Annotated in this window: 17 protein-coding genes, 1 tRNA gene and 1 pseudogene; 10 read left to right on the forward strand and 9 right to left on the reverse strand. The window is 63.9% G+C overall.

The annotated features are described in order from the left end of the window. Nucleotides 1-90: 90 nt before the first annotated feature. Nucleotides 91-540, reverse strand: coding sequence for a L,D-transpeptidase (locus tag A7A08_RS04805; RefSeq protein ID WP_069094402.1), 450 nt, complete (start codon nt 538-540; stop codon nt 91-93). 155 nt (nt 541-695) lie between these two features. Between A7A08_RS04805 and mepA the strand changes: the two genes are divergently transcribed. Further along, nucleotides 696-1,880 carry a penicillin-insensitive murein endopeptidase gene (mepA, locus tag A7A08_RS04810; RefSeq protein ID WP_342586622.1) on the forward strand — a complete coding sequence of 395 codons (1,185 nt, stop codon included), beginning with the start codon at nt 696-698 and terminating at the stop codon, nt 1,878-1,880. A gap of 39 nt (nt 1,881-1,919) precedes the next feature. Further along, a complete protein-coding gene (locus A7A08_RS04815) occupies nt 1,920-2,291 on the forward strand; it encodes a DUF2237 family protein (protein ID WP_069094404.1) in 372 nt (123 codons plus the stop codon). A gap of 4 nt (nt 2,292-2,295) precedes the next feature. On the opposite strand, the gene msrA is transcribed toward A7A08_RS04815, so the two are convergent. Both msrA and A7A08_RS04825 read right to left on the reverse strand, forming a co-directional pair. Further along, nucleotides 2,296-2,949, reverse strand: a complete 654-nt coding sequence (gene msrA, locus A7A08_RS04820; protein ID WP_069094405.1) for a peptide-methionine (S)-S-oxide reductase MsrA — start codon at nt 2,947-2,949, stop codon at nt 2,296-2,298. Between the two features lie 34 nt (nt 2,950-2,983). Then, entirely contained in the window at nt 2,984-3,301 is a 318-nt protein-coding gene (locus A7A08_RS04825) for a hypothetical protein (protein ID WP_069094406.1), read from the reverse strand. 360 nt (nt 3,302-3,661) lie between these two features. On the opposite strand from A7A08_RS04825, the gene A7A08_RS04830 reads away from it, so the two are divergent. Further along, nucleotides 3,662-3,751, forward strand: a tRNA-Ser gene (locus A7A08_RS04830). A 60-nt stretch (nt 3,752-3,811) separates the two neighbouring features. Here A7A08_RS04830 and A7A08_RS16720 read toward each other — a convergent pair. Both A7A08_RS16720 and A7A08_RS17285 read right to left on the reverse strand, forming a co-directional pair. After that, nucleotides 3,812-4,096: an MBL fold metallo-hydrolase gene (locus tag A7A08_RS16720; protein ID WP_342586631.1), complete on the reverse strand. Its 285-nt coding sequence runs from the start codon at nt 4,094-4,096 to the stop codon at nt 3,812-3,814. A 65-nt stretch (nt 4,097-4,161) separates the two neighbouring features. Continuing rightward, nucleotides 4,162-4,944: pseudogene (locus A7A08_RS17285) on the reverse strand (MBL fold metallo-hydrolase); the annotation flags it as partial. 15 nt (nt 4,945-4,959) lie between these two features. Here A7A08_RS17285 and A7A08_RS04840 point away from each other — a divergent pair. Beyond that, a complete protein-coding gene (locus A7A08_RS04840; protein WP_069094407.1) occupies nt 4,960-5,499 on the forward strand; it encodes a hypothetical protein in 540 nt (179 codons plus the stop codon). A gap of 33 nt (nt 5,500-5,532) precedes the next feature. Here A7A08_RS04840 and A7A08_RS04845 read toward each other — a convergent pair whose 3' ends face one another. Both A7A08_RS04845 and A7A08_RS04850 read right to left on the reverse strand, forming a co-directional pair. Further along, nucleotides 5,533-6,510 carry an alpha/beta fold hydrolase gene (locus A7A08_RS04845; RefSeq protein WP_169822921.1) on the reverse strand — a complete coding sequence of 326 codons (978 nt, stop codon included), beginning with the start codon at nt 6,508-6,510 and terminating at the stop codon, nt 5,533-5,535. Between the two features lie 22 nt (nt 6,511-6,532). After that, on the reverse strand, nt 6,533-7,603 hold the full coding sequence (locus A7A08_RS04850; RefSeq protein ID WP_069094666.1) for an NAD(P)H-dependent flavin oxidoreductase: 1,071 nt from the start codon (nt 7,601-7,603) through the stop codon (nt 6,533-6,535). A 332-nt stretch (nt 7,604-7,935) separates the two neighbouring features. Between A7A08_RS04850 and A7A08_RS04855 the strand changes: the two genes are divergently transcribed. The 3 genes from A7A08_RS04855 to A7A08_RS04865 all read left to right on the forward strand — a co-directional run bounded on the left by A7A08_RS04855 (nt 7,936) and on the right by A7A08_RS04865 (nt 13,010). Continuing rightward, nucleotides 7,936-10,200 (forward strand): sensor histidine kinase, encoded by a 2,265-nt coding sequence (locus A7A08_RS04855; protein ID WP_169822922.1) that lies wholly within the window; start codon nt 7,936-7,938, stop codon nt 10,198-10,200. A 139-nt stretch (nt 10,201-10,339) separates the two neighbouring features. Beyond that, a complete protein-coding gene (locus A7A08_RS04860; RefSeq protein ID WP_083226464.1) occupies nt 10,340-12,601 on the forward strand; it encodes a sensor histidine kinase in 2,262 nt (753 codons plus the stop codon). Next, entirely contained in the window at nt 12,594-13,010 is a 417-nt protein-coding gene (locus tag A7A08_RS04865) for a response regulator (protein ID WP_069094411.1), read from the forward strand. The genes A7A08_RS04860 and A7A08_RS04865 overlap by 8 nt, the downstream gene beginning before the upstream one ends. A 67-nt stretch (nt 13,011-13,077) precedes the next feature. On the opposite strand, the gene A7A08_RS04870 is transcribed toward A7A08_RS04865, so the two are convergent. Next, complete coding sequence (locus tag A7A08_RS04870) at nt 13,078-14,169, reverse strand: linear amide C-N hydrolase (protein WP_069094412.1); 1,092 nt, start codon at nt 14,167-14,169, stop codon at nt 13,078-13,080. Nucleotides 14,170-14,313: 144 nt separating this feature from the next. On the opposite strand from A7A08_RS04870, the gene A7A08_RS04875 reads away from it, so the two are divergent. Then, complete coding sequence (locus A7A08_RS04875) at nt 14,314-15,195, forward strand: DUF72 domain-containing protein (protein WP_069094667.1); 882 nt, start codon at nt 14,314-14,316, stop codon at nt 15,193-15,195. Nucleotides 15,196-15,216: 21 nt separating this feature from the next. On the opposite strand, the gene A7A08_RS04880 is transcribed toward A7A08_RS04875, so the two are convergent. After that, nucleotides 15,217-16,137 (reverse strand): transglutaminase family protein, encoded by a 921-nt coding sequence (locus A7A08_RS04880; RefSeq protein WP_083226510.1) that lies wholly within the window; start codon nt 16,135-16,137, stop codon nt 15,217-15,219. 153 nt (nt 16,138-16,290) lie between these two features. On the opposite strand from A7A08_RS04880, the gene A7A08_RS04885 reads away from it, so the two are divergent. Continuing rightward, nucleotides 16,291-17,169 (forward strand): transglutaminase-like domain-containing protein, encoded by an 879-nt coding sequence (locus A7A08_RS04885; RefSeq protein ID WP_069094414.1) that lies wholly within the window; start codon nt 16,291-16,293, stop codon nt 17,167-17,169. 51 nt (nt 17,170-17,220) lie between these two features. Further along, a complete protein-coding gene (locus tag A7A08_RS04890; protein ID WP_208430572.1) occupies nt 17,221-17,730 on the forward strand; it encodes a DUF421 domain-containing protein in 510 nt (169 codons plus the stop codon). Nucleotides 17,731-17,832 lie beyond the last annotated feature (102 nt).

A 17,832-nucleotide genomic window follows, 5' to 3' on the forward strand; every position in this document is an offset into this window, starting at 1 on the left:
GGCTCAACAGCCACTAGATCAGAAAGCGAGAAATCGCGATACGGTTCCACGCCGTTGCCAGAAGGCCGCCGGGGCGCGGTAACGGCGGAGCTATTTGCCGATCATGATGGTGGTGTTGCTGCGGCCGTTCTGCTGCACCAGGGAGTAGAGCTTCGCGGCATTCCGCGGATCCAGGCGCACGCATCCATGGGATGCGGGATAGCCGAGATGCTGCACTTCGGTGGAGCCATGGATCGCGTAGTTGCCGGAAAAGAAGATCGAATACGGCATGGGCGCGCCGCCATAGCGGCTGGAGCGGTGATTGGGCGACAGCATGTACGGCTTATAGGTGCCGGTTGGCGTGCGGTATCCCGGGCGCGCGGTCGAGACCTTCCAGGCATAGGCCGGCCGACCATCGACAAAGACCTGCATACGCTGGGTGGAAAGGCTGATCTGCGCCACGACCTGAGCGGCATGGGCGATGGTGGTGAACAGGGCCACCGCCACCACGACCGTCAGCAATAGGATTGCGGCAGCCTGCAATAGACGCTTCAGAAACATTACGGTTACTCCCCTACCGACAACCGTATTCGGCCATGCAGTTTTCCGCATTGGCCCCCCAAACGCTGGCGAGACTACCCGTCTGCGTTGAATATCCGGTGAATTCGGCGCAGCATCCCGCGGTTGTTCGGGAAAATGGTGCAAGACGGTGAACCGTGCCTAAGCTGCTGTCCCAAATCGCGTCACGGCCGGTGCCGGCCTGCGTCTTCGTCATTGCGGCAAGCGTGCTTACCGCCGGATCCCTGCCGGTCTCACCAGCTCGCGCCCAACAGGCTGTCGCCGCCGCGCCCCTGCCCGATCGCAAGCCACCGAAGCCGGAGGGGGAGACCCCTCAGGCTCCGTCCCTCTCGGACATTCCTGCCAAGGAGCTGTTTTCATCGGTGACCACTGGGGCACCCATGGCCCCGAAGCCGATCGGCTTCTATACGGCGGGCTGCCTGGCCGGCGGAAAAGCCTTGCCTATCACCGGGCCTGCCTGGCAGGCGATGCGGCTTTCGCGCAACCGCAACTGGGGCCATCCGATGCTGATCGACTTCCTCGAGGAGCTGGGGAAGGAGGCCAAGGCGAATGACGGCTGGTCGGGACTGCTGGTCGGCGATATCTCCCAGCCGCGCGGCGGACCGATGGTCACCGGCCATACCAGCCATCAGGTGGGGCTCGATGCGGATATCTGGCTGACGCCGATGCCCGACCGGGTGCTGACCGAGAAGGAGCGGGAGGATATCAGCGCGGTGTCCATGCTGAAGGACCCGTTCACGGTCGATCCGGACGTATGGACGCCGGCTCATGTGAAGCTGATCAAGCGCGCATCGGAAGACCCGCAGGTGGCCAGGATCTTCGTCCATCCCGCGATCAAGAAGCGGCTCTGCGAAGATGCAGGGTCGGACCGCGGCTGGCTTACCAAGGTGCGCCCGTGGTGGAACCATTATTACCACTTCCATGTGCGGCTCAATTGCCCGCCAGGTCTTTCGGGCTGCCGCAACCAGGCGCCGGCCGGCGGTGGCGATGGCTGCGGCGCGGAGATCACGAACTGGATGGTGAAGCTCCGCCAGTCTGAAATCTGGAAAGCGCAGGAACAGGCGAAACCGGGCAAGGCGCCCCCCGAAAAGCCGCCCCTCAAGATGGCCGATCTCCCCAGCCAATGCGAAGAGGTGCTAAAGGCGGGGCGGGCCGAGCTATTGCCCGAGCCGGGCGAGCCTTCGCCCATGCTGCGGGCGATCGCAAGCAAGGAGGCCGGACCGCCCCTGCCGACGCCGGACGCGGACATGCTGAATATCTTGCGCAATGGCGGCGACCCGACCAAAGATCCGGTACCCCTGCCGGACCGGAAGCCGCAATAGAGGCAACCGCGGGCGCAGAGGCGGAAGGAAGGAGCCAGGGTGGAAGAGCAGAAGAATGTTTTCGGCGAGCCGATCGCCACGTGTTCGGACCGGCCGCTCACCGGATTTTACCGCACCGGCTGCTGCCATACGGGCGCCGACGATATGGGGCTGCATACGGTGTGCGTGGAGGTGACGGAGGAGTTCCTGGCGTTCTCCAAGTCGCGGGGCAACGATCTTTCCACGCCGATACCGGATTTCGGCTTTCCGGGTCTGGAGCCGGGCGACCGGTGGTGCCTTTGCGCCAGCCGCTGGCTGGAGGCGATGGAGGCCGGGAAAGCTCCCCGGGTCTGCCTGACGGCCACCAACGCCGCGACGCTCGAGGTCATCGATCTGGAGGACCTCAAGCGCCACGCGCTGGATCTGTCTTAGAGCACTACTCTGCCGCTACACCCGTGCCGATGGGACAAGCGACGCCGGTGCCGCCGAGGCCGCAATAGCCGTTCGGGTTCTTCGCCAGATATTGCTGGTGGTAGTCCTCGGCGAAGAAAAACTCCGGCGCATCCTCGATCTCCGTCGTGATCGCACCCAGGCCCTTGGCGCTCAGCGCCTTGCCATAGGCCTGCTTCGCGGCCTCCGCGGCCTTGCGCTGATCGTCCGAGACGACATAGACACCGGACCGGTACTGGGTGCCGATATCGTTGCCCTGGCGCATGCCTTGCGTCGGATCGTGGGATTCGAAGAAAACCTTCAGCAAAGCCTCGAAGGAGATCTCGCTCGGATCGTAGACGACGAGCACCGCTTCGGTATGGCCGGTGCGCCCGGTGCAGACTTCCTCGTAGGTCGGGTTCGGAGTCGATCCGGCGATATAGCCGACCGCCGTCACGTAGACGCCGGGGAGCTGCCAGAAGACGCGTTCCGCGCCCCAGAAGCAGCCGAGCGCGAAGACCGCCTGCTCGAGATGCTCCGGATATGGCCCCTTCAAGGGCGTGCCCAGGACGAAGTGATTGGCAGCCGTGGGAATCGCGGCGGTGCGGCCCGGCAGGGCTTCTTCAGGCGACGGGACCGTCAGGGATTTCAAACCGAACATGGCTACTCCTTTTCCCGCCCCGGATAGGTTTGGTCTAGTTGATGAAGACCTCGGTCTTCTCGCGCTTCTGGCCCAGCCAATAGAGAAAAATGCCGAGCACGCCGAAGATGGCCCAGGCGGGTAGACCTAATATGGGGAGTGCGGCGAGCTCCCAAAAGCCCGGCCCGGCCGTCTCGTTGACCCAGCTTTGCGACCCGGCATAGCTTTCCGGCGCGAGGTCCTGCCATTGCTGGGCCAGCGGGGTGATCACGATATCGCCGCCCGCGCCAAGGCTCTTCGTCCCGTCGACGACGAGCGCGACCATGGCGAAAAGCAGCAATATAACGCCGAGCGCGCGCGACAGACGGTGCATTGTGGAAATGACTTCGGTTGTTGGCCCCGTCACATAAATACGGCGGGGCCCCGCTTGGTTCAATTTCGAAGGGCGCAACTATCCTCAATCGAATGCAGAGAAAGACGCGTCACGCCGCTTGAACCGGGGAGGCGCTTCGCTATAGTGCGCGGCTTCATCCGGAGCGGCCTGAGGGTTTGCTGCGCTGCCTTGTTCAAGCGGCGCGATCAGCTTCGATGATTGCGGGGCTTCGCTTCCGCATGTTTGGAGAGGTGGCCGAGTGGTCGAAGGCGCACAGCATATGGCAAAGCCATATGCGTCCTTATAAGAAGAGCGTGCGCTTTTTTTCGACAACTCGGGGCATTGCTCCGGACAGAGTTAGGAGAGGTGGCCGAGTGGTCGAAGGCGCACGCCTGGAACGCGTGTAGGCGGGCAACCGTCTCGAGGGTTCGAATCCCTCCCTCTCCGCCATCTTCCGAAAATGCGAAAACTCCAGAGCGGGCCTCACACGTTGAGCGCTCGATTCTCCCTTTACGCCCCTTCCCACACATGTCCCGATTCGGCGGCAGGGAAGGTTTCGGTTGGGATTCGGCTTTCGGCCAGGGCTCGGCTGAGGGCTTCGGCGGGGGCGTTGCGGCCTTCGTCGGTCAGCTTGAAGACGCCCCAGTGGATGCCGAGGGCGTGAGTGGCTTCGAGGTGCTGCATGATCCGGACGGCTTCTGCCGGGTTCGCGTGCTGGGGCTCCATGAACCAGCGCGGCTCGTAGGCGCCGATGGGCAGCAGCGCGAGATCGGGCCGGCCGATACGGCGGCGGATCTCCTTGAAGACGCTGCCGTCGCCGTAGGCGTATCACCGGCGAAATAGACCGTTCCGCTGGGGCCGCTGATGGCGTGACCGCCCCATAGGGCCATGCGGATGTCGCCGATGCCGCGGCGCGACCAATGCTGGGCCGGCAGGATCGTGATCTCGATCTGATCGCTAAGCTGATGTTTCGTCCACCAATCACCCGTCCAGATGCGCGCCTTCGGGACCGCGCGGCGCACGATCGCATCGTTGCCCAGGGGCGCCACGATCTGCGGGTCGTCCCGCTCCACCAGGCGTTTCAGGGTGGCGGTGTCGAGATGGTCGTAGTGGTTATGGCTCAGGAGGACGCCATGGATCGGCGGCAGATCGTCGAAGGCCACGCCCGGCGCGCAAACCCGCTTCGGACCGGCAAAGGTCACGGGGCTGCACCGGTCGGACCAGACCGGATCGGTGAGAATGTTCGCCCCGTCCATCTGGATCAGGACCGTGGCGTGGCCGACGACCGTGGCCCGCAGGCGCGACACAAGCGGATCGGGGATCGTCTTGCGGATGGGAATCTCGGCGGGCCATGGCACGCTGTCGGAGGCGAGCTGCCAGCGCAGCACATCCCCCAAGGTGCGGTCTCTCGTCCGCGGCGCGGTGTTGTGGAAGCGCAGGCCGTCGAAATGCCCTCGCACGGGGCCTGCGTAGTAGGGATTTTTCGCCATGGATGAGGAAGACGTCTCCAAGGGTGCAGTGTCTCTGTCGCGGCCCAGTAGCCTCGCCCGGAACAACTGCCATAGAAATCCGGGCAGAGACCCCATCGGAAAAGCGCGGGCCGCCTTGCTACCATGACGGCTCGGACCGTGCGCGGTCGGCATTAGGTCGGAGACAAGATGGCAAATCTCAGGGGCGGTATCGTTGCGGGCATCGCGATCCTAGGCGTGGCAGCCCTCCTGTTCGCCTGGTGGTGGTCGGACGGTGGTGAATCCCTGTCGTCCGCCCTGCCCGATGGAGGCGGCAAGGTGGCGGCCGGACCGCCCCAGCTCAACTGCGTCTTCTACAAGTTTGTGGCGTCGCGGCCCCATCTGGAGTTCGTGTTCAACGTCGAAGGCGACGCAGCCGCGCCGCGCTTCGAGCAGCTCTATACGTCGCTGTTCAACGGTACGGAGCGGACGGTGGATGTGAAGGAGCCGCCCTATCCGGTGTGGAAGTTCGATGCCGAGACCGAGCCGAAGCGGATCTACACGGAGATCGACGTCCCGGACCATTCGCTCCAGGGCAAGCACAGCGAGCCCGTGGCCATCCAGCTTTACCAGTATGACCCGGCGTCGACCGGTCCGGGATGGATGGAGGCGAGCCTGAAGAGCGTCCATTTCCAGAACCTGCCCGGGCAATGCCGCCAGTCCATCGGGGACGGCCCACCGGCGGAGTAGTCCGGAGGCTCCCGCCCGCAGCCTGAGAGGCGCTTAAGGGCCCTCGGCCGGCGATGGGCTCTGCGCCGGGGTCTCGGCCGTGGACGCCTCGCTCTTATCCGCGTCACCGTCCGGGCTCTCGCCTTCTTCATCGGCAGGCGCGCTCTCTTCGCTCAGCCAGCTCATGATGGCCTGGGCGGTGACATCCGGGAATTCTTCGTAGAAGGACAGCTTGCCGCTGGAGAGCTCCAGGCCCTGAATATTCTCAAGAGAGGCGAGAAGCTGCATCTCGGCTTTCGATTTCGGCGGCGCGTCCTTGGCGTAAAGAAGCAGCATGGCTTCCTGCGCCTTCTGGCCAGCCTTCAGAAAGTCGAGCTCGCCCAGAAAGGGATCGAGCTCACCGGCGACGAACCGGACGGAGCAATAGCGCGCGCCCGGCGCTTCGGTGACTCGGCGCTTCTCCCACATGCGCTCCTCGTTCAGCCAGTCCGGATCGTCATAGACGTGGCCGCGCGCCATCATGCGGATCACCGGCCGGTTGACGTTCATGCGATAGACCCCGGCGCCGAGACCCGGCATGTCGACGGAGCGTGCGAGCCCGCGAAAGAGGCCCATGCGCTTGCCGGCCATGGTCGGCAGCGGTCCGCGCCAGGTGGGCGACAGGAGCACGATCCGGCCGAGGCTGCCCGGCGCCTCACCCGCCTGACCGAGGCAATAGCCCGCGCCATGACCGGCGGCGATGGTCGCGGCCGGCTGATACTCCTCCGCCAGGAAGCGCAAAAATTTCCGATAGTGCTCCGGCCGCCAATCGAGTTTGGGCCGCGGCAGATCGCCGAAACCCGGCCAATCCACCGCGATGGTCGAAAACGCGCCGCCCAGGTGCTGCTGCAATCCCCACAGCTCGCGCCGGGTCGAGATCGAGCTCAGGGCCGGGAGCATGAGAAGGGTCGGGCCCTGGCCGAAGCGGGTAAGGCCTAGCTCAAGCGGCTCGCCGTCCGCTTTCCAGGCGATTCGTCCTTCGATTCCATCCATGGCCCCCGGTAACACGAAAAGATCATGGTCGGGATGTGGCATCGGCCACACGGAATTCTTCGCCAAGGCGGGCGACAAGCTCCGCGGCGGGCATGGGACGGGCGAGCGGAGCGCCCTGACCGGCCCATTGCGGGCCGAAGCCGGTCTCGCCCGCGGCCTTGGCCGCAGCGTTGAGGGCCTTCGCCGCATCGTAGGCGATGGGATAGTCGGGAATCGCCTCGCCGAGCTCCGCCGCGAAGACCGTGAACCGGTTGGCAAGGCAGCGGGCGGGACGGCCGGAAATCGAGGCGATCATCTCGGTGTGGTAGGCAGCATCGCTCTGGAGCGCCTTGCGGTAGCCCTCGTCGGCAGCGGATTCGGGGCAGCCGATGAACGCCGTTCCGAGCTGCGCGGCAATGGCGCCGAGCTGGAGCGCGGCGGATATGCCCGCCCCGTCCATGATGCCGCCAGCGGCGATGACGGGCACGGGCAGCTTCGCCACCAGGAGCCGCGTCAGGGCGAACGTGCCGAGGCGGGTGTCCTCGCCGTCGGGCTCGAAGATGCCGCGGTGGCCGCCCGCCTCGTAGCCTTGCGCCACCACAGCATCCATGCCGGAGGCAACGGCCGCCTCACCTTCCGCCAGGCTGGTCGCGCTCGCAATCAGGATAGCGCCCGTCTTTTTGAGGGCTTGCACCTGCTCCGGCCGCGGCAGCCCCAGATGAAAGCTGATCACGGGCGGGCGCTGCTCCAGAAGCACGTCGAGCATCGCCTCGTCGACCAGAAAGCTGGTGTTGATCTCCCGGAGCGTTTCGGGCGGCTCGGCGCCGAAGCCTTCGAAGACCGGCCGCATGCGCCCGATCCAGGCGGATTCCCGCTCGGGATCGGCCTGGGCCGGCCGGTGGCAGAACAGATTGACGTTGAACGGCCGATTGGATGCGGAGCGGATGGCTTCGATCATCGTCTTCGCGCCATCCGGACCCGCGCTGGCCAAGCCGACCGATCCGAGGCCTCCGGATTCCGACACGGCGGCCGCCATTTCCGGGGTGGCCGTTCCAGCCATGGGCGCCTGGAAGATCGGTAGGCTCAGGCCGAGCCGATTAAGGAGTTCGTGCATGGGGCGGATCATACGCCGGGGCAGGCTTCCGAGACAGGAATGGCTTTGCGCAATTGATCGGCGGGGCGGAATTTCCGTCCACGGCACCGGATCGGGTCGCCGGAAACGCCGCGGATACGCCCCATGCGGGAAGTTTCAAGCACATATGCTCACGGACGTTTGATCGACTGCGATCAGTTTAGTGCCTGATTCAGCACAATTTTCTTCATCGCGTTTACCTCTGTGACAGGGCAGTTGAGCAACAACCTCCGCGTGTTTAATCGGGCGGACCGCTTGAGCGGTACATGCCTCTTGGAGCTTTCAGGCGCGAACTTTCTTCAGGGATCGTCTCGATGAGAAAGGCTAGCTGGGTGCAATCCCAAATCAGCGTGTTCAAGACGAGCTTGCGCAACAAGATCGTCCTCATGGCCCTCGCCATCGCGTTCCTCGCCTCCATTGTCATGGGCGTGGCGACGTATCGGCGATCGGTCGAGCTCGCTCGCGAACTCGGCGCGGCGAAGCTTCGTGGCGAGACGCAGCTCGTGGCTGCGGAAATCACCGAAGCGCTCCGCGATATGAGCGCCGATGTGTCGATCCTCGCCAGCACGTCGCCGATCAACGGCATCATCCGGAGCGTGCAGACGGGCGATGTGAATATGGCCGACGGCTCGTCCCTCAGCCTGTGGAAGTCCCGCCTGGCGCGGATCTTCGAATCCATGCTCGAGGCGCGGCCTTTCTACATGAAGATCCGCTATGTCGGGCTGGCGGATCGGGGCCACGTGCTCGTCCGGGTCGACAGGATGGCGGAAGGCCTCGTGCGAGCCTCCGAAGAGGATCTCCAGTTCCTTGAAGGGGAACCCTATTTCGAGACGGGCGTCAGCCTGGAGCCGGGCGAGTGGACCTATTCGGAGGTTTCGCTAAACCGCGAGAACGGCCAGGTCGACACGTCCCGGACGCCGACATTGCGGGCGATCTATCCCGTCTTCGACAGGGACGGGAAGCGGTTCGGCATGATCATCATCAATGCCGATTACGAGGCCCTGCTCGCCAATGCGATCGATAACGCAGCGCCGGAGACCTACACGATCGCCGCCAATGAGGCGGGCGACTACCTGATCCACGATGCGGAGAAAAAGTTCAGCGAGCTGTATTTTCACGACAACGAAGGCTATGCGCTGCCGGAGCCGCTTCAGAGGGTGCCCGAGGCCGACAAGTACGGCCTGATCGCGGTGGGCGACGACTTCTTCTATGCCCAGCGGAGCATTATCGATCTATCGCAAGAAAACCTCGTACTGAACGTTCTGACGCGGGAATCGAAAACGAGCCTGCTGGCGCCGGCGCGGCGTGCAAATCTCGACAGCCTCCTCCTCGGTTTGGCGCTGCTCGTGTTCACCAGCACGGCCGCCTTCGCCTTGGCACGCAAGCTCACGAAACCGCTGCAAGACATGACCGATGAGGTGGGGAAGCTCGCGGACGGTCAATCCGAACTTCACCTTCCGACCGGGCAGCCCGATGAAATCGGCGCATTGGCGCGCGCCTTCCAGGGCGTGACGGGCGACCTCCTCGAGAGCGAGACGAAGATCCGCGCCATCATCGACAACGTGGCCGACGGGCTGATCGTCACCGACGAGGCGGGGCGCATCGAGTTGGTCAACCCGGCCTGCGCAGCACTGTTCAACTATTCATCCGAAAGCATGACTGGGATGGACGTCACGGCCATCGTTCCGGACGGGTTGAGCGACCGGGTGGCCCGCGCCCGCGACGAGGTCACGGCCAAGCGCCGCGACGGTACGGCCTTCGATGCCGAGCTTTCGGTGAGCACGGTCCAGATGAAGGATCGCACGCTCTATTGCGGCATCGTCCGCGATATCAGCGAGCGCAAGAAGGTGGAGCGGATGAAGAACGAGTTCGTTTCCACGGTGAACCACGAGCTTCGGACTCCGCTCACTTCGATCGCAGGATCGCTCAGCCTGCTCCGGGTGAAAGCCGACGGCATGCTGGATCCGAAGTGCAGGCGTCTGATCGAGCTGGCCGAAACAGGCGCAGCGCGCCTCGGCCGTCTGGTGAACGATATTCTCGACGTGGAGAAGATCGAGGCCGGCAAGCTCGATTGCCGCATGGCGGTGACCGATCTGGTCGCGCTGGTGCCAGAGGTGATTGCGCGGGAGGAGCCCCTGGCGCTCCGCCACGGCATCACCTTCCACTTCCATGCCGAGCCCCAGACCGCGTTCGTCAAGCTCGATCCGGACCGGTTCGAGCAGGCCCTGGTCAATCTGCTCTCCAATGCCGCGAAATATTCGGAAACCGGCAGCATCGTGGAGGTGAAGATCCGGACCTCCCACGACTCTGACCGGGTCGGCGTGACCGTAACGGACCACGGCCCAGGCATCCCGAAGGCGTTCGAGCAGCACGTGTTCGAACGTTTCACTCAGGCCGATTTGAGCGGGTCGCAGAAGAAGGGCAGCAGCGGGCTCGGGCTCTACATCACCAAGACACTCGTCGAGACGTTCGGCGGGACGATCTCGTTCCGGACGACGGAAGGGGTGGGAACGAGCTTCGATATCGAGCTTCCCGTGGCTGAAGGAACCCGCACGGAAGAGCGGAAGATGGCCTCTTAGTCCGACGGACCATAGGTTGCGGGCCGGGAAGACAGGACAATTGATCGACGCCGGTTTACCAGGAATAGAGACTCCGCCCCTACAACCTTTTGGTTAATTGGCGTTCCCCTAGGGGAAGCGACTTCCAGGAATCGACTCAATGAAAAGGGCCGCTCGGGTGCAGCCTCAGTCCAGGGTTCTCAAAACGAGCCTTCGCAACAAGATCGTGCTGATGGCGCTGGGCATCGCGATGCTCGCCTCGGTGACCATGGGCGTGGCCACCTATCGCCGTTCCGCCAGCTTGGCGGAGGACCTCGGCACGGCGAAGCTCGCAGGCGAAACCAAGCTGGTCGCGGAAAAGCTTTCGGAATCGCTTCGGAACATACAGTCGGATACCTCGATCCTTTCCCTGACGCCGCCTATCGAAGGCATCATTCGTGCCGGCCGGTCCGGAGGAACCGATCCGCTCGACGGCTCAAGCCTCGCGACCTGGAAGTCACGTCTTGCCACCATCTTCTCGTCGATGCTCCGGGTGCGCCCCGCCTATTCGCAGATCCGCTTCATCGGAACGGCCGATGGCGGACGGGAGATCGTGCGCGTCAACAGGCGGCCGGACGGCTTCGAGGTGGTGGAGGAATCGAAGCTGCAGACCAAAGGCCACAGGCCTTTCGTGAAGCTTGGACTGACCCTTTCGCCAGGCGAGTGGAGCTTCTCGGATGTCTCGATCCGCTGGGATTTCGGGCGGGAGGAAGAAGACGGCAGGCCCAATATCCGCGGCCTCTACCCGATCTTCGATGCCCAGGGGAAGCGGTTCGGCGTGATCGTGATCAATGCCGATTACGAGATCCTGATGCAGGAGGCGATCGCCGCAGCGCAGCCGACGAGCTACACCATCGTGGCGAACTCCGCGGGCGATTACATTGTCTACGATCCGGTGCGGGGGCCCAGCAATCTCCGCTTCCACTTCGATGAGAATTACATGGCGCCGGCGCCTCTGAGTTCGGGCGCAAGCGCCGACGACCGCGGCCTGATCCGTGATGGAAATCACGTGTTCTACGAGTCGCAAACCGTCATCGACCTCGCCCGTAAGAACCTCGTGCTCGACGTTTTCACGCGGATCTCGAAGGCGGCGCTGCTGGCGCCTGCGGATGAGGCCAATCTCGATAGCCTCCTGCTGGGTATCGTGCTTCTGGTGATCACCTGCACGGTCGCCTTCTGGCTTGCACGGCTGCTGACCCGGCCCCTTCAGGATATGACGAAGGAAGTCGAGCGGTTCGGCCAAGGCAACACGCAGCTGCACCTGCCCGTGGGCCAGCCGGACGAGATTGGGGCGCTGGCGCGCGCTTTCCAGGACGTCACCGGAGACCTGCTCGAGAGCGAGGCGAAGATCCGCGCGATCATCGACAACGTCGCGGACGGTCTGATCGTCACGGATTCCGCTGGCAAGATCGAAATGTCGAACCCGGCCTTCCGGGCGCTCTTCGGTTATTCGGGGCGGCGCATGACGGGTCGCGATGTGGCCGATCTCCTACCGGGCGGCCTGCAGACCCGCCACGGTCGGATGGCGGTCGAGATCGAAGCCAGGCGTGCCGACGGAACGACCTTCGAGGCAGAGCTCTCGGTAAGCAAGCTCCGCGTCAACGGACGCGAGCTCTATTGCGGCATCGTGCGGGACGTGAGCGAGCGGAAGAAGGTGGAGCGGATGAAGAACGAGTTCGTCTCCACGGTGAACCACGAGCTGCGGACCCCGCTGACTTCCATCGCCGGGTCGTTGAGCCTCCTGCAGGCGAAGGCGGCCGGCAAGCTCGATGCGAAGAGCGCGCGGCTCATCGAGCTGGCCCAGACGGGAGCGGAGCGATTGAGCCGTCTCGTCAACGATATCCTCGATGTCGAGAAGATCCAGGCGGGCAAGATCGACTACCGCGTCGAGGAGATCGACCTGGTGACGCTGGTGCCGGAGGTGATCGCCCGCGCCGAGCCGCTGGCGGACCGCTACGCGATCGACTTCACCTTCGACAGCTCGCTCGCCAGCGCCACGGTCGAGGTCGATCCGGACAGGTTCGAACAAGCGCTGGTGAACCTCCTTTCCAACGGCGCGAAGTACACGCCCGCGGGCGACGTGGTGGATGTGCGCATCAGCTCCTGCGGCCGGGACGAGCAAGTCTGCGTCTCGGTCACCGACCACGGTCCGGGCATCCCGAAGGAGTTCGAGAAGGACGTGTTCGAGCGGTTTACCCAGGCCGACGCGTCCGGTGCCCAGAACAAGGGCAGCAGCGGGCTGGGCCTCTACATCACCAAAACCCTCGTCGATGCCTTCGGCGGGACCATTCGCTTCACCACAGAAGAGGGCAAGGGGACGACGTTCTATGTCCACCTTCCTCTCATCGAGCCCCTAGCATTGGAGGAACGGAAAATTGCATGAGGACCTGAAACGCATCCTCTATCTCGAGGACGTCGAGGAGATCGCAGAGATCGGCTTGATGGCTCTCGAGGACATGGGCGCCTTCCTCGTCAAACATTGCGCGACGGGACAGGAGGCGATCGATGCCTTCACCACGTTCAAGCCGCAGCTCTGCCTGTTCGATGTGATGCTGCCGGATATCAGCGGGCTGGACGTGCTGAAGGCCATCCGCGCGATGCCGGAAGGCAGGAACGTGCCGGTGGTCTTCATGACCGCGAAGGCGCAATCCCATGAGCAGGAGCTCTACCGCGAATGCGGCGCGATCGATGTGATCGTGAAGCCCTTCAATCCGCTGAGACTCAGCGACGAGGTGAAGGCTCTCTGGGCCCAGCACAACGAAAGCCAGAACCCGACGGCGCTCAGCGCCTAGGTCGCTAACGGCCTCGAAGCGCGGTCCACACCCGGTCGCTCCGAGGCCGATACTGGCGACGCCTGGATCAGCTTCCCGGAACCGTCATGAACTTGAAGGGCTCCGCTTTCTCGAAGTCGTTCGTGGCGTCGCCGGCGTAGTAGTGTCCGCCTGCGACGGGCAGCTTCCTGAAACCCGCCTCGTTGGAGAAGTCGATCTCGGAGAGGCGCACCCAGAACGTGTTCGGCGTCGTCGCGGAATCGAAGAAGTAGACGAGATCCTTCTGGTCCGATGCCGTGCGCCAGATGGTGGAAGCGATGTTCGGCTGATCCGGCGTGGTGATGCCGAGGGGCACGCTGACGCCGCGGATCACCGAGAGGGTCTGTGCCACCGCCTGGTTGGCATAGGTCTGGTTCGGAACGTCCGCGATGTAGTTCTTGGCGAGCTTCTTGGTGACCGCATTCATCAGGAACGACGCCCGCACATAGCGGTCCGCGGCGCGGTTGGTGCCGGGCAGGAACGCCATGCCACCGACAGTCTCCCAATAATCGTTGAGGGCGATCTGCTGGCTGTAGACCGGCGAATTGGTCATCACCGTGTATTGCTTGCCGTGATGGACGACGAGCTTGCCATCAACATACTCGAAGATAGCCGAATCTCCGCTGGGATCGGAGATCGAGAGGTGCAGCGTCGCCGGCGAGCCGTTGGGAAGATCCGCCGTCACGATCCGCAAGGGATGCTCCTCCAGCTGCGTCACGGCCTCGCTCACGGTCGCGAAATTGTCCAGCACGTACTGGGCCCAGAAGCTGATGGCCATGGGCGGATCCTGGGTATCGTCACCGTACTGGGACTCGGCGAGATAGAGCAGATTGGCGACGAGACCCTTCTCGTTCATGCCGTCGGCACTGGCGATGTTGTAGGCCGAGGCGATGACGCTGCCGTATTTCGACGTCCAGGTGGGGGAATCCGGACCGGCGCCGCCGTTGCGCTCGACGCCCCTGGGGAAGATCCACAGGTCGGTCTGCATGTCCTCTTTCCAGTCCATGCTGCGGCCCGTGATGACGGTCCCGTCCTCGCCGATATACACGGCGCGGGTGCAGGCGGCGGCCGGCGGGACGATGGTCGCGGCGGCGAACAATCCGGCTGCCAGATACGTTGCGAATATTCTCTTCGGCGACATGGATGACACTCCTCCAAAGCGCGGCGCGATGAACATGTGCTCTAGTCCTAACAAGTCTCCGTTAGATCGCAGCGAACAGAATAATTCCAAATGGAGCTATCGGGCGATGGCCGCGGTTTCGCGCCGGGGCGAAAGGGGGCACCCGTGAGCCGGAAAGGGACCATCCGCATCGGCATCTCCGGCTGGAACTACAAGCCCTGGCGCGGGGTCTTCTATCCCGACGGCCTGCCGCAAAAGCGCGAGTTGGAATACGCGTCGGAGCAGTTCCGGACGATCGAGATCAACGGCACCTTCTACTCCATGCAGCGGCCATCCAGCTTCGCCAGCTGGCGGGAACGCACCCCGAAGGATTTCGTCTTCTCCCTGAAGGGGCCGCGCTACATCACCCATATGAAGCAGCTGAACGACGTGAAAGCGCCGCTGGCGAATTTTCTGGCGTCGGGCGTGCTGCGGTTGGAGGAGAAGCTCGGGCCGATCCTCTGGCAGTTTCCGCCGCGCATGAAATTTGCCCCCGAGAAATTCGAGGCGTTCTTCGCCATGCTGCCCCATGACACGGAGGCGGCGGCCGCTCTCGCCGAGCGGCACGACGACAAGATCAAGGGCCGCGCGCAGGTTTGGCTTCAGACGGACGCGAAGCGAGAGATGCGCCATGCGGTCGAGATCCGCCATGACAGTTTCCGGGACGAAGCCTTCATCGACCTCCTGCGGAAATACGATATCGCTCTGGTCTGCGCCGACACGGTGGATTGGCCGCGTCTGATGGATCTGACGTCCGACTTCGTCTATTGCCGCCTGCACGGATCGGAAGAGCTCTACGCCTCCGGCTACGACGACGGCGCCCTGGACGACTGGGCGCGGCGGATCGATCGCTGGGCGAAGGGCGGCGAACCCCAGGATGCGGAGCGCGTCGGCGGCCGGTCGGCGGTGCGTGAAGCCGGCCGGGACGTGTATGTGTATTTCGACAACGACATGAAGGTGAAGGCGCCGCGTGATGCGGCCGCCCTCGCCAAGCGGCTCGGCCTCTAGGTTGAGTGGCGTTGGATGCGGTCAGCCGAGATCGACCTGTGTGGCCGTGCGCTCTCCGTCCCGGTCGAAATCCACCTTTCTGACCTCGACCTCGACATCCATGCCGAGATAGGCGTCGGCTGACCCGATGAAGGAGCCGCGAACGGGGAGCGCCTGTTCGGGTGTACGGGTGGTGGCGACTCGGACGAGATCGCGGCCGGCGACGATCTCGTTGGTGGGATCGAACTCGACCCAACCGGCGCCCGGCAGGAAAACCTCTGCCCAGGCATGGGTGGCGCCACCGCCCACGAGACCGCTCTCTCCGGTATCCGCCGAAGCATCATAGAGATAGCCCGTAACGAAGCGCGCCGCGAAACCAAGGGTGCGCACGGCTTCCATGAACAGGAAGGCGTAGTCCCGGCAGGTGCCACTCTCGTTCGTCAGGGTTTCCGCGGGGGACTGAACGCCCTGCTCCTCGCGGCGGATATAATCGAGACCATCGTGGATGGCGCTGCTGAGCGCGTTCAGGACCTGCATGCTGCGGTCGGGCATCCGGGGCAGGATGTGTTGAATCCAATGCTCCACGGCGGGCCTGTCCTGACGCACCTGGACGAACAGGAAGGGCGACAGGTCGATGTTCTCATCGGGTCCGTAGCGGAAGGGATAGGCCGCCGCTTGCTGGTCGAGTTGGAGCTCGGGCTCGGCGAAGACGTAGCGGCGCAATACCAGCTCGCTCCCGATGAAAAGCTCGGATGCTCGGTCACGGAAGGTCAGGAGCGCCACGGAATTCCCGAACGTATCGAAATGCCAGCTCACATCGGCGTGGGGCGAGATGCCGATTTTCGAGTCCAGAATGCGCATGTCGTGGGCATCGCGGGGCCGAATGAGAAGCCGGTGAGGACCGAAGGCGACGGGCGCCGCGTACCGGTAGCGGGTGCGATGGACTATGCGAAGGGTGGCCATGGAATCCGTCTTCTCGGAGGCCGGCATATGCGGCCTGAAACAAAGAGGCGTCTGGAGACTTTAGTTTTGGCTGTATGAAGTTCACCCCCGCAACCGGGGCTCCCGCGGCCAATCCAGCGGCCGCCAACAATATGAAAAGGCGCACGCCAGCCCATGTTTATCCGCATCGGATTTGAGATCGTCATCGACAGTCCACCGAACACGCCGCTGCTGCTCGCGCTTAGCCCGCACTCGAGCTACGGCAATCGGATCATTGGCTCCGATCAACTCCGGGCAGACCCGCCGGTTCCGCTGGAGGACTATCTCGACGAGTTCGGCAATCGCCGCAGCAGGCTCGTTGCGCCGGGCGGTCTTCTGACCTTGTCGGCGGATTGCATCGTGGAAGATAGCGGTGAAAAGGACGTAGTCGCTCCCGAGAAGCGGCAGCTCGAGATCGCCGAGCTGCCACCGGAGACCCTGGCCTACCTTACAGCGAGCCGATATTGCGAGGTCGACGAGCTCGTCGACCGGGCATGGAAGCTGTTCGGAGAGACGCCGCCGGGCTGGCCGCGGGTGCAGGCGATCTGCGACTGGGTGCATAACCACCTGACCTTCGGCTACCAGTTCGGCCGTCCGACGAAGACGGCCAATCACGCGCTCCTGGAGCGGACCGGGGTCTGCCGGGATTTCGCCCAGTTGGCGATCGGGCTTTGCCGGGCCATGAATATCCCGGCGCGCTACGCCTCTGGTTATCTCGGCGATATCGGCGTGCCGCCGGCGGGACCCGGCGATTTCTGCGCCTGGTTCGAGGTCTATCTGGAGGATGGCTGGTACACGTTCGATGCGCGCTACAACACGCCGCGGATCGGGCGGGTGCTGATGGTCCGGGGCCGCGATGCCGCCGACGTGGCGATGATCACCTCGTTCGGCGATTATGAGCTGAAGGGCTTCCGGGTGTGGTGCGACGAGGTTCCGGAGCGCCACGCGGAGACCGGACTCGAAAAGCTCCTGGCGGAGCTGCCCGACGCGCCTTCGATCATGGAGGCGGTCTAGCCGCCCGGGGGTTGCGTGGAACCAATCCTTCGCCTGCCGCGCTAGTCAACCATGGATTGGTCTGCGATCTTCTTCCAAGGCTGGGCGGATATCGGGCGGACGCTCGTGGTGGGCGTGCTCGCCTATGTCACCCTCGTTGTGTTCCTCCGTATCTCCGGCAAGCGCACGCTCGCCAAGCTGAACGCCTTCGATCTGGTCGTCACCGTGGCGCTCGGCTCTATCCTCGCCTCAATCCTGCTCACCGAAGCCGTATCGCTTTCGGAAGGGGCGACGGCGCTTGCCGTGCTGATAGGCCTGCAGGCGCTGGTGACGTTCGTTTCGGTGAGATCTGCCGGGTTCGCCGATCTCGTGCGCTCGGAGCCGAGCCTTCTGGTCCATCAGGGGAAATACTCCATGGGCACCATGAAGCAGGAACGGATCACCCGCGATGAGGTGTTGAGCGCGATACGATCCTCCGGCGGCCATGACGTCACGGATGCGCAGACCGTGGTGCTCGAAAGCGACGGCTCGCTGAGCGTCTCCCTCGACGGTTCCGGCGATTCCAAATCCGCCGGTCCCTAAGCTCCCTGTCATCCATCCTTTGCCATGCTCGGATAAGCGTTCCGGCGGGCTCGTAAAGGCTAAGCATAGAGAAACTTCGCCGAGCCTGGCCGATGTTGCTAT

Origin of the sequence: Methyloligella halotolerans, assembly GCF_001708935.1 — a bacterium.
Lineage (GTDB): Bacteria > Pseudomonadota > Alphaproteobacteria > Rhizobiales > Methyloligellaceae > Methyloligella > Methyloligella halotolerans.

Excerpts from the sequence above, each read along its gene's own strand:
- A7A08_RS04805 (WP_069094402.1), bottom strand. The coding sequence starts at position 540 with ATGTTTCTGAAGCGTCTATTGCAGGCTGCCGCAATCCTATTGCTGACG.
- msrA (WP_069094405.1), bottom strand. The coding sequence starts at position 2,949 with ATGTTCGGTTTGAAATCCCTGACGGTCCCGTCGCCTGAAGAAGCCCTG.
- A7A08_RS04825 (WP_069094406.1), bottom strand. The coding sequence starts at position 3,301 with ATGCACCGTCTGTCGCGCGCGCTCGGCGTTATATTGCTGCTTTTCGCC.
- A7A08_RS04840 (WP_069094407.1), top strand. The coding sequence starts at position 4,960 with ATGGCAAATCTCAGGGGCGGTATCGTTGCGGGCATCGCGATCCTAGGC.
- A7A08_RS04845 (WP_169822921.1), bottom strand. The coding sequence starts at position 6,510 with ATGGATGGAATCGAAGGACGAATCGCCTGGAAAGCGGACGGCGAGCCG.
- A7A08_RS04850 (WP_069094666.1), bottom strand. The coding sequence starts at position 7,603 with ATGCACGAACTCCTTAATCGGCTCGGCCTGAGCCTACCGATCTTCCAG.
- A7A08_RS04855 (WP_169822922.1), top strand. The coding sequence starts at position 7,936 with ATGAGAAAGGCTAGCTGGGTGCAATCCCAAATCAGCGTGTTCAAGACG.
- A7A08_RS04860 (WP_083226464.1), top strand. The coding sequence starts at position 10,340 with ATGAAAAGGGCCGCTCGGGTGCAGCCTCAGTCCAGGGTTCTCAAAACG.
- A7A08_RS04870 (WP_069094412.1), bottom strand. The coding sequence starts at position 14,169 with ATGTCGCCGAAGAGAATATTCGCAACGTATCTGGCAGCCGGATTGTTC.
- A7A08_RS04880 (WP_083226510.1), bottom strand. The coding sequence starts at position 16,137 with ATGGCCACCCTTCGCATAGTCCATCGCACCCGCTACCGGTACGCGGCG.
- A7A08_RS04885 (WP_069094414.1), top strand. The coding sequence starts at position 16,291 with ATGTTTATCCGCATCGGATTTGAGATCGTCATCGACAGTCCACCGAAC.
- A7A08_RS04890 (WP_208430572.1), top strand. The coding sequence starts at position 17,221 with ATGGATTGGTCTGCGATCTTCTTCCAAGGCTGGGCGGATATCGGGCGG.